This window comes from Pseudomonas sp. P4_C4 (assembly GCF_056402055.1).
The window spans coordinates 72913-84977 of sequence record NZ_JBFUID010000018.1; the positions used below are offsets into that span (position 1 = coordinate 72913).

At 59.3% G+C, this 12065-nt stretch carries 4 protein-coding genes and 1 pseudogene; 2 read left to right on the forward strand and 3 right to left on the reverse strand.

Annotated elements, in window-relative coordinates:
- Positions 1-79 precede the first annotated feature (79 nt).
- Together treS and glgB are read left to right on the forward strand one after the other, a co-directional pair.
- Positions 80-3421, forward strand: coding sequence for a maltose alpha-D-glucosyltransferase (gene treS / locus AC1DXW_RS11905; RefSeq protein ID WP_477760035.1), 3342 nt, complete (start codon positions 80-82; stop codon positions 3419-3421).
- A gap of 2 nt (positions 3422-3423) precedes the next feature.
- The gene (glgB, locus tag AC1DXW_RS11910) at positions 3424-5655 is read left to right on the forward strand and encodes a 1,4-alpha-glucan branching protein GlgB (protein WP_477760036.1); all 2232 of its coding nucleotides are present in this window, start codon (positions 3424-3426) and stop codon (positions 5653-5655) included.
- A 92-nt stretch (positions 5656-5747) separates the two neighbouring features.
- Here glgB and AC1DXW_RS11915 read toward each other — a convergent pair whose 3' ends face one another.
- The 3 genes and pseudogenes from AC1DXW_RS11915 to AC1DXW_RS11925 form a co-directional block, all read right to left on the reverse strand.
- Complete coding sequence (locus AC1DXW_RS11915) at positions 5748-8615, reverse strand: RHS repeat domain-containing protein (RefSeq protein ID WP_477760037.1); 2868 nt, start codon at positions 8613-8615, stop codon at positions 5748-5750.
- An 88-nt stretch (positions 8616-8703) separates the two neighbouring features.
- Positions 8704-9243: pseudogene (locus AC1DXW_RS11920) on the reverse strand (autotransporter outer membrane beta-barrel domain-containing protein); the annotation flags it as partial.
- Between the two features lie 41 nt (positions 9244-9284).
- On the reverse strand, positions 9285-11864 hold the full coding sequence (locus AC1DXW_RS11925) for an autotransporter family protein (protein ID WP_477760038.1): 2580 nt from the start codon (positions 11862-11864) through the stop codon (positions 9285-9287).
- Between the last annotated feature and the right edge of the window lie 201 nt (positions 11865-12065).

The following is a 12065-nucleotide window of genomic DNA, read 5'->3' on the forward strand; positions in this document are numbered from 1 at the left end:
ATCAAAAGATCGCAGCCTTCGGCAGCTCCTACAGGGGGCGTTTTGAGAGCGGCCTTAATGAATTCACCAGGAGTTTCACATGGCGAAGAAACCCAAGGCAGCCACGTTCATCAAGGACCCGCTCTGGTACAAGGACGCGGTGATCTAWCAAGTTCATGTCAAATCGTATTTCGACTCCAACAACGACGGGATTGGCGATTTTCCCGGCCTCATCGCCAAGCTCGACTACATCGCCGACCTTGGGGTCAACACCATCTGGTTGTTGCCGTTCTATCCCTCGCCACGGCGCGACGACGGTTATGACATCGCCGAGTATCGCGGCGTACACAGTGACTACGGCACCATGGCCGATGCCCGGCGTTTCATTGCCGAGGCGCACAAACGCGGCCTGCGGGTGATCACCGAGCTGGTCATCAACCACACCTCCGACCAGCACCCGTGGTTCCAGCGCGCACGCAAGGCCAAAAAAGGTTCGGCCGCCCGGGACTTCTACGTGTGGTCCGATGACGATCAGAAATACGACGGCACCCGCATCATTTTCCTCGACACCGAAAAGTCCAACTGGACCTGGGACCCGGTCGCCGGCCAATACTTCTGGCACCGTTTCTATTCCCACCAGCCGGACCTGAACTTCGATAACCCGCAAGTGATGAAAGCAGTGCTGTCGGTGATGCGTTACTGGCTCGACATGGGCATCGACGGCTTGCGCCTGGACGCCATTCCCTACCTGATCGAACGCGACGGCACCAACAACGAGAACCTGCCGGAAACCCACGACGTCCTGAAAAAGATCCGCGCCGAAATCGACGCCAACTACCCCGACCGCATGCTGCTGGCCGAGGCCAATCAATGGCCGGAGGACACACAGCTGTACTTCGGCGACACCGATAAAAAAGGCCTGAACGGCGACGAATGCCACATGGCCTTTCACTTCCCATTGATGCCGCGCATGTACATGGCGCTGGCCCAGGAAGATCGCTTCCCGATTACCGACATTCTGCGCCAGACCCCGGACATTCCCGCCAACTGCCAATGGGCAATCTTCCTGCGCAACCACGATGAGCTGACCCTGGAGATGGTCACCGACAAGGAGCGCGACTACCTGTGGAATTACTACGCTGCCGACCGCCGCGCACGGATCAATCTGGGGATTCGCCGCCGTCTGGCGCCTTTGGTGGAGCGCGACCGTCGTCGGGTCGAGCTGCTCAACAGCCTGCTACTGTCGATGCCCGGCACGCCGACCCTGTACTACGGCGATGAAATCGGCATGGGCGACAACATCTACCTCGGTGACCGCGACGGCGTACGCACGCCGATGCAATGGTCCATCGACCGCAATGGCGGCTTCTCCCGCGCCGACCCGGCCAGCCTGGTGCTGCCGCCGATCATGGACCCGCAATATGGCTACCTGTCGGTCAACGTCGAAACCCAGGCCGGCGATCCGCATTCGCTGTTGAACTGGACCCGGCGCATGCTTGCCGTGCGCAAGCAATCCAAGGCCTTCGGGCGCGGTACGTTGAAGATGCTTTCGCCCAGCAACCGACGGATTCTGGCCTACACCCGTGAATACACCGGGGTGGATGGCAAGCACGAAGTCATTCTGTGCGTGGCCAATGTGTCGCGCAGTGCCCAGGCCGCCGAGCTGGATTTGTCGGCCTACGTTGGCATGGTGCCGGTGGAAATGCTCGGGGGTAACGCGTTCCCGCCCATTGGCCAGCTGAATTTCCTCCTGACGCTGGCGCCCTACGGCTTTTACTGGTTCGGCCTCGCCGCGGAAAACCWGATGCCGAGCTGGCACGTGGAGCCCGCACAAAGCCTGCCGGACTTCACCACGCTGGTGCTGAAAAAACGCATGGAAGAGCTGCTCGAAGCGCCGTCACGCACCACGCTGGAGCAAAGCATCTTGCCGAGCTGGTTGCARAATCGCCGCTGGTTCGCCGGCAAGGACGCCGCCATTGAACAGGTCGATCTGGCCTATGGCGTGCGTTTCGGCGATCCGCAGCATCCGGTGCTGTTCAGTGAGATCAATGTCACCAGTGGAGGCCAGCGCAGCCGCTACCAGTTGCCATTCGGCTTTATTTCCGAGGATCAGGTCGGTACTCCGTTGCCTCAGCAGTTGGCGTTGTCGCGGGTACGGCGTGGGCGCCAGGTCGGCCTGATCACCGATGCCTTCAGCCTGGACTCCTTTGTGCATGCCGTATTACAGGGCATTCAGGCCGGCACCGTGTTGGCATCCAGTGATGGCGACATTCGCTTCGAGTCCACCGCCGAACTTGAAAAACTCGGCCTCAATGCCGAGTCCCCGGTGCGATACCTGTCGGCCGAGCAGTCCAACAGCTCGGTGGTGATCGGCAACAGCCTGGTGCTGAAGCTGATCCGCAAGGTTGCCTGCGGTGTGCACCCGGAGCTGGAAATGAGCGCGTTCCTGACCGAAGCCGGGTTCAGCAATATTTCGCCATTGCTGGGTGCGGTGGTGCGCCGGGACGGGGCGGGTGAAGACAACCTGCTGATGATCGCCCAAGGCTATCTGAGTAACCAGGGCGATGCCTGGGAGTGGACGCAGAACAACCTCGAACGGGCGCTGCGCGATGAGCTGGCCGACGCCGTGTCCGAGCAGGAACAACACTACAACGCGCTGGGCGAACTGAAAGATTTCGCCGCTATGCTCGGTCAGCGCCTGGGGGAAATGCATCAGGTGCTGGCGGCGCCGAGTGCCAATCCGGACTTCTTGCCCCAGGTCACCACGCAGAAGGAGACGCTGGCTTCGGCCAAGGATGTCGCGGCGCAAATCGATCACGCGTTGAACTTGCTCAAGCAGCATAAAAATCAACTGAATACGGCGGACCAGACCCTGGTCAGCCGTTTGCTGGACAACAGGAAAGCCATCCTCGGCCATGTACAGGCACTGGGCAAGAAGACCGCGGGCGGCTTGCGCATTCGTGTGCACGGCGACCTGCATCTGGGGCAGGTGTTGGTGATCAAGGGCGATGCCTACCTGATCGACTTCGAAGGCGAACCGGCCCGGCCATTGCATGACCGACGGGGCAAACACAGCCCGTACAAGGATGTCAGCGGCGTGCTGCGTTCCTTCGACTATGCGGCGGCGATGGCGATCAATGTGCAGAGCGTCGACAACACCGCGGCGGCCGATGCCGCGCGCTTGCGGGTCACCGATCGCTACTTGAGCGAGGCGCGGCATGCATTTGTCGACGCTTATCGGCTGGCGGCAGCTAGTCTTGCCCATGCATGGCAAGATCCAGAAGGCGAGGATGCCGCGCTGGCGTTGTTCGGTCTGGAGAAGGCGGCGTATGAAGTGGCCTATGAGGCGGAAAATCGCCCCACCTGGTTGCCCGTGCCGTTGCACGGTTTATATGGATTATTGAGTGGGCTTAAACCCTTTTCCGATCTTGGTGGAGAGTAGTCATGAGTGTCTCGAACAAGGAACAGGGTCATCACAAAGAAGCGCTGCTGCCCAACACGCGGGATATCGATGCATTGGTGCGCGCCGAGCATATCGATCCTTTTGCCATTCTTGGCCCACATGGTGACGGTGCCGGCGGGCAATTCATCCGTACTTACCTGCCGGGTGCCCTGAGTGTGCAGGTGCTGGCCAGGGATTCCGGCGAAGAGCTTGGTCACCTTGAAGTCACGGAGACGCCGGGGTTGTTCGTCGGGCATTTCCAGCATGCGCAAGCGTATCTGTTGCGCACCCGTTGGGCCGGCGGCGAGCAAACCGCAGAAGATCCTTACAGCTTTGGCCCGTTGCTGGGCGAAATGGACTTGTACCTGTTTGCCGAAGGCAATCACCGCGACCTCAGTGCATGTCTGGGCGCGCAACTGAAAACCGTGGACGGTGTCGACGGCGTGCGTTTTGCCGTGTGGGCACCGAATGCCCGGCGGGTGTCGGTGGTCGGTGATTTCAACGTCTGGGACGGGCGCCGGCACCCGATGCGCCTGCGTCATCCCACCGGTGTCTGGGAGTTGTTCATCCCGCGCCTGCAGGCCGGGGACACCTACAAATACGAGATTCTCGGCGCCCACGGCATACTGCCGTTGAAGGCCGATCCCGTGGCACTGGCCACCAGCCTGCCACCGGACACCGCCTCGAAAGTCGCTTCACCCTTGAACGTCGACTGGCAGGATCAGGACTGGATGATGGCCCGGGGCGACCGCCATCGGGTGACCGCGCCCTTGTCGATCTACGAATTGCACGCCGGCTCTTGGCAATGCGAGCTGGACGACCTGGGCGAAGTGGCCCGCCAGTACACCTGGCCGGAACTGACCGAGCGGCTGATTCCCTATGTCAAAGACCTGGGTTTCACCCACATCGAACTGATGCCGATCATGGAGCACCCGTTCGGCGGTTCGTGGGGCTATCAGTTGTTGTCGCAATTCGCGCCGAGTGCGCGCTATGGCACGCCGGACGAGTTCGCTGCGTTCGTTAACGCCTGCCACCAGGCCGGGCTCGGGGTGATCCTCGATTGGGTGCCGGCGCATTTCCCCACTGATACTCACGGCCTGGCCCAGTTCGATGGCACGGCGTTGTACGAGTACGGCAACCCGCAGGAAGGTTTCCACCAGGACTGGGACACGCTGATCTACAACCTGGGGCGCACCGAAGTGCACGGCTACATGCTGGCGTCGGCGCTGCACTGGCTCAAGCATTTCCATGTCGACGGCCTGCGGGTCGATGCGGTGGCCTCGATGCTGTACCGCGACTACTCGCGCAAGGCTGGCGAATGGGTGCCGAACCGCCACGGCGGGCGGGAGAACCTCGAAGCCATCGACTTCCTGCGCCACCTCAATGACGTGGTCGCCCTGGAAGCGCCCGGTGCATTGGTCATCGCCGAAGAATCCACCGCATGGCCGGGTGTCAGCCAGGGCACGCAACAGGGCGGCCTGGGCTTTGCCTATAAATGGAACATGGGCTGGATGCACGATTCGCTGCATTACATCCAGCAGGACCCGGTGTACCGTGCCCATCACCACAACGAGCTGAGTTTCGGCCTGGTGTATGCGTGGTCCGAGCGCTTTATCCTGCCGATCTCCCACGATGAAGTGGTGCACGGCAAACACTCATTGATCGACAAGATGCCCGGTGACCGCTGGCAGAAATTCGCCAACCTGCGGGCCTACCTGAGCTTCATGTGGGCGCATCCGGGCAAGAAACTGCTGTTCATGGGCTGCGAATTCGGCCAATGGCGCGAGTGGAACCACGACCAGCAACTGGACTGGTACCTGTTGCAGTACTCCGAGCACAAGGGCGTGCAGAAACTGGTGAGTGACCTCAATCGCTTGTACCGCGAAGAACCGGCGCTGCATGAGCAGGATGATGTACCGCAGGGCTTCCAATGGTTGATCGGCGATGACGCGATCAACAGCGTTTATGCGTGGCTGCGCTGGAGCAAGGACGGCCGGCCTGTGCTGGTGGTGGCCAACTTTACGCCGGTGCCGCGCGAGGCTTATCGCGTCGGGGTGCCGTTTGCCGGGCAGTGGAGCGAGGTGCTCAATAGCGATTCGTCGATTTATGCCGGTTCCAACTACGGCAATAGTGGCGGGGCGCTGGCCGAGGAAACGCCGAGCCATGGGCAGGCGTTGTCGTTGGTGTTGAATTTGCCGCCGTTGGCGGTGTTGATGTTGCGGCCGGAGGGGTAGACGCTCCTCTACTGCAATTGGGTGACTCGAATACTTTTCAGTATTCGAATTGCCTATTAAAAATAGCTTTCTTGAAAGATTATGTTTTCGATTTAAATCCATCTGGCACTGGGGGTGGATTTAAAATCGATTTTTTCAAGGAATATATTTGGCGTATTATTTTTGCCGGAATGGACTCCGGTTACTTTGAACTGAGTCTTCGGAGGGAATACGCTCTCTAACTCTGTGCTGTGTTCAATGCGATAGCCTCCATTAGTAACAAACATTACCGGTATTGTTGTGCTTTTGAATGCGGGGTTGTGAAATTTATAAGTAAATATCTGCGCGGTACGTTCATCCGGGCTAAATGACGTGAATCCACTGGTTTGTAATATGTCACCTTTTTTTATATCGAAATAGGGTGACCGCGCACCACGGAAAACAGCTGATTTTTGTCGGTCGCCTAGTGAGGCTTTCATCAGACGTATGGTTTGTATTGGATCATTTTTATGCCTAGCTAATAGCTCCATTGCAGGGCGGTAGCTATCTTTCTCCGTATCACTCGACATCTTGATGGTCCCCGCTGAGCCAAGATTCGTCTTTAACTCCACGAATGYAGCGTCCCTGGCACTCTGTAAGGATGTTGATTTTTGGATTGTATCTTCCATGTAATAATTTCTGGTAATTGCATTGATATATCCAGCGCCAGCATTGGTGCTCCAAAATATTTGAAGCCCCTTTTTTATGTTGTCGCTGAGGGGTGTTTGTTGTTTGCTTGAAGTTGATGGTCCTGCTGCGGCTTCAACTTTTTTCGAAGGTGAAAGCTCATTCATTACTCTCCTAATTGCTTTTTTGACAATATTTTCGTCATGGTATTTCAGATATATACCCTCAAGTGTTCTGAACGCCCCTTCTGGATCCGAAGCATGCGTTTCAAGAAAGCTAGGGAGGTTCAACATCTCTCTCGCCAAGTCGCCATGTGGAGACAGCCCGTCACGATCAAAAAGTGCAATAGGGTTATTTCTCACCATTCGATAGAAATTGAGACCATCAATCGCCCCCGCCGGATCCGGATTGATCCACCGCTGCAACCACGGCGCGTAATAGCGAAATCCATAATAATAAAGCCCCGTCGCATCCTGTTCCTTGCCGGAGTAACGCACGGTTTTGTATTTGGCTTCGGTCACATTTCGACCGGCCCAATACGCCGTGCCGCCAAAGGGGTAATACCATTCCTGGCTGATCAGGTCGGCGCTTTGATCCAGCTCCAGTGCGCTGGATTTCAGGTGATCGTTGAGGCTGTAACGCACCTGATCCTGTGTCATCTCATCGGGAGGCACCATGGCCCAATGCAGCACCTGCACGCTGTTACTGCCGGCGTCGGCGGTGATCACGTGGAGGATTTCCCTGGTGCCGCTGTGGCTACGGATTTCCAGACCGGGCAGGTAACGTACTTCGCGAGTGATCGTGYGGACATTGGTCTGGCTCGAGTGCACTTTGCGCACCCGTTGACCGCCGCCGTCGTAGACGTAGCACTCGCGATCATCCTCAGAATTTTCACGCACGACGGGTCGTACTTCCCGCAACTGGTTACGCAAGTCCCAACTCAGATATTGCCCCGGTTGCAGTTCACGCAGATTGCCGTTGGCATCGAAGCCGTTGGCCAATTCGTCCTCGGTTGGTGGCCGATTGTCGCGCTCGGGCAAACAGCGGTTGCTGTAGCGGGCTCGGGTCAAGGTGCGGCCATGGACTTGTGCGCCGACATGCACCAGATCCAGCAAATTGCCGCCGGCGTCGTAATGATAGGTCTGGGTGTAATTGGCGATCTGGCTGGGGTCCGGGGGCAGCGGCTGTAAGTCGGGCATGGCGGGGCCGCCGTTTCCGGTTTTCGCCTCGCAACCCGTGGCTTCGATCAACTGATACAGCGTGTCGTAGCGGTAGGTCTTGATCGGTTCGATGCGCTGGTTGTTGAAGTAGCGGATCGGCTGGGCGGCATCTTCGAGGCTCAGAACGTTGCCGGCTGCGTCGTAGCTGTATTTCAAGTCCTGCAGCGGCGTGCCGTTGGCTTTGTGTGCGCTGAGCCCAATGAGGCGACCATCCGCCGGATCGTAGTGGTGGCGGGTGACGACGCCGTTGCCGGCGGTTTCTGCTTCGATCTGGCCGGAGGCGTTGTAGCGAAGATGGCTGACCAGCGTGTGCTCTTTCCCGTCGGGGCCAGCCAGGGTCAGTCGCGTGTCGCTCAATTCACCGGCGACGGTGTAGGTAAAACGCTGCTGATTACCCAGTGCATCGATTTGCTGGAACAGTTCACCGCTGGCGGCATAGTGCAGGGCGGTGATGGCGCCCTCAGCAGGTTCAAGTAACGCATCGCGGGCGGGCACGGTGTCGGGCCAGTTCACGGGATTGGTTTCGAGCAAAAAATGCCGCGTCTGTTGTAGCAGTGCGCCAGCGATGCCGAGATCATTAAGGTGCAACGTCCCCGCCGGGTCGTCGTGGCGAATCAACTGACCGCACAGATTACGCGATGCCGCGCCGGCATCGACTCCCGCATAAGTAAAACGCTCAAGGACATGCTCGGCGACATCTTCACCACGTTCATGTACGGCCACCGGCCGCAGCAATGCATCGAACTCAGTCAGGGAATGGCTGCCGCGGCCGTCCCAAGCCTCGGCGCGTTGCCCGGCAGCGCCATGCAACGCCAGCCGCCACCCGGCATCCACGCTGTCACTCGACAACGGTGAGCCAGACAAACTGAACACCTGGCTAAGGTTGGCCGGTACCGACACATCGTTCTGCGCCAAGGCAAACAGATACGGATCCCGACTGGCCACTGCCCGGCCGACGGCATCGAAGCGTTGATGCGTCACTCGCATTTCAACCGGATCGGCCGCTTGCCGCCGATGGTACTGAACGGCCCTGACCGCCAGCCCACGCGCGTCTGAAACCGCAAGGGTTGGCGTGCCGTGATGCGTATGGTCCATAGACATCCGTGACGGCCTCGATCAGGGTGACTTGCCTATCACAATGCATCATCGCCAATGCCGTGGATACTGTAAGAAATACCAGTTTTCACCAGCACATCCGCACACCCAGGCTGCCAATCAACCCGTTCAAATCACTGTTATCCACGTCGCTGCTGTAGTCGGCGCTGACATACAGGCTCACGGTCGGCGTCACCCTGACGACCAGGCCCAGACCCAGTTCGACGGTCGAGGAACTACGGCTACTGCTGATCTTGTCGACCTGATCGAGGGTCACGGTGTTGCCGGTAGATGGGGTGTCCAGGGTGATGCGCTGATTGATCAATTGTGCCTTGGGGTTCAATCACCCGGTTCTCGCCAAGGCCGATGGGGAAACCACCTTCCACCGACAACGTCCTCGCACTGCCCTCGGTGGCTCTTCGGGTCCCTTGCTCGTTGCGGCCGAAGCCGCTGACTCCAGACCGACCCTTTGCATATGGCCGCTGGCGCTTTGCAGGGTAAATATCGCCGGGCCTTTGAGTTCGTGGGTGCCGGGGACGGCCAGCCCCAGGGAAAGGTAATCGGTTTGTACCTGGCGAGAGGGCTGGCCGTAGAGTTGGTCCCAGGCCGTGGGCGCGGCGTCTTCGGTGGATCGTCAAAAAAACTTCAGGCCGGAGCGCTTTTCAACCCTCACCACTTCACCCGAACCCCCACGTTACCGTACGTTCCCCGTTGTTGGTTGCTGTCGATATTGCTGGTGTAGTCGAGTCCGGCGTACACGCTGACCGAGGCTGCAACGCTCAGTACCATGCCGATACCGAGGTCGGCGGACGAGGTTCGTTGCTCGGTTTCGACCTGATCCACATGGTCAAAGGTGACCGTGTCGGTACCGGTGAAGGTGTGCCAGATATTGGCCCGCAGGTACGGTTCCAGCGGCCGGCCACTGACCTCGTAGCGACCCTTCAGGCGTGCGCCGACGCGAGCGGTCCAGGCGCTGTCGGAGTCGAACGAGACATGGGAGATGCCGTCGTCCTGGCTGTCGAGTTTGACCTTCTGATAAATCGCCTGGGCCTGGGGTTCGATCACCCAGCTACCGGTCACCGCGATCGGATACCCGACTTCTGCCGATAACGTCGTGACGTGACCGTCATTGTCGATCTTCAGTCCACTTTCGGAACGGTTGTCACCGTTGAGCCAGGTGTACATGGCCACGGTATCGAGATAGGCGCCGGCAGGATCGGTCAGGGTCCAGTAAACGCCAAGACTGTCACCTTGCAACTCCACCTTGCCGGAGCGTTTGCCTTCAAAGCCCTCGTTGAAACCGTCGACATCGCCTTGCAATCGACTGTGGCCGATAAAGAAACCGCTGCGCTGGGTTTGACCACTGGCCAACTGCGAAGCGAACAGGTCATTGCCGACCTGAAAGCCATTGAGCGAACCATCCAGTCTTGGCTTGACGGTGCCGGCCCAGGTCTGCTCGAGGTTCTTGCCATAGACCCGGCCCCAACCGGCGCTCAAGGCACCGGTTTCGGTCAGCAGGCGCTGATCGCCCTGACGGTCATGAAAAGTGCCCAAGGCGGTCAGGCTCAACTGTGCTGCTGCCGGCGGCACCACCGACCAGGTGGGCACTGCCTCGCGGTACAGGGGGATCGGGGCGGCACCGGGTACGGCGGCCGGTAACACCGGGGCTTCGACGGTTGCAACCCCATCAACACCGGAAGCCACAACCACCGGCGCGGCCACCGGCACCGCCACGATGGGCACCAGCGTCGGCGGCAAGGCGGGATCAGGATTGGCAACCGCAACCACTGGCGGCGCCACAACCGAGGAACGCAGGTACCAACTGTTTTCGCTGCCCGGTGTGATACCGCCTTTGAACAGGCGGTAATCGAAGGCGCCGACCGACACTGGCGCTTTCAGGGCGAACGCAGTGTTGTCGCTGACTGCCGTGCCTTTGGCCTGTACCAACTGGATGCCGTTTTGCTGGGTCAGGGCGCCTACGCCGCCAACGTTGGTGACGCTGATCAGGGTGCTGCCGGTCAGCGTCCCGTTGTTGACCACCAGCTTGTCGCTGGGAGAACTGTCATCGCCCACGGCGCTTTGCAGCAGCAACTGGCCGCCGTTACCCACGTAATTACCTTCAACCGTCAGGCTGTCATTGGTGCGCGAGTTGCCACCGGTGAGGTCGATGACCCCGCTGTTGTTCAAGGTAACGAGCCGACCTGCAGTCAAAGGCGCGATGCTGCCCTGCACCGACGTCAGCGTGCTGCTGCCATCGACGTTGAACACGCCCGTGCCGCTGGTGCTGTCCCCCAATTGAAAAGTGCCATCGAGATCAAAGCGCGAGCTGTTGCCGAGGTTGACCGTTTCCCAGTTGACGTAGCGGGTGGCGCCTGACGAGGTGGTGTGATCGAAGGTCAGCAGGTCATTGCCAACCCCGCCATTGAGGCTCGGGGTGAGGGTGCTTTCGGTGAGATTGCGCAAGGTCGCGCTATCGTTGCCCGCCTCAAGGAGAATTTGCGAGTGGATGATCCCGCCACCGTCCCACACCAGGCTGTCATCGCCATTGCCGGCGCGGATCTCGCCGACGACTTCCCCACCGGTAACCGTGATGCTGTCGTTGCCGTTGCTGACACTGATGTTGCCGCCGATACGGCCACCGGAAACGATGATGGTGTCGGTGCCTAAACCGGTCACCAGGTTGCCGAGGATCTGCCCCCCGGACATATCGAAAATATTGTTATCGAGTTTCATGTCGACCCGGCCAATGGTGCCGCCGGTCATTTTGGCGATGTCGCCATCCTCGAAGGCGCCGACGATGGTGCCGCCGGTCATCAGGAAGGTATCGTGGCCGTCGCCTTGGGCCAGGGACTGAATGGTCCCGCCAGACATGACGAAGTTATCGATGCCACTGCCCTGGCTGACCTCCCCGGTGACTTGCCCGGCACTGATCGTGAAGCTGTCCGCTGCGTCGCCCTGATCCACCGCGCCGGCCACGATGCCCGAGGCCATGGTCACGGTGTCGGTACCCGCGCCGAAGGTCACGTTGCCGTTGATCCTGCCGGTGCCATTGACGGGGAAGGTCAGGGAGTTATTGCCCGACAAATCGGTCAGCGGCCCGCTGTTGGTGCTGTCGCACACGAAATTGTCGTTACCGGCGGTGGGGGTGAGTGTGCAGGCTGCTTGGGCGGGAAAGGGCCAGCCCATGCATAAACAGATTGAAACGGCGCAGGTGCTGTAGCGGTACTTGGTCAGATCGGAAAAAGTCATGCTTATCTCCCGCGTTTGGATGGGCAGCTCTATGCCGCTCGCGATTAACGGTCACGCATCGGACGCACCTGTAGCGTGAGTTGCGAGACTGCATCGAAAGGCTACTGACCTTGGGGCAGCGTCGGTTACTGTGAAACAAGTGACCGCTTGGCTGCTGAGGTTAAGTTAAACGTTAACAACAGTTTTTGAATGTCGCTACTG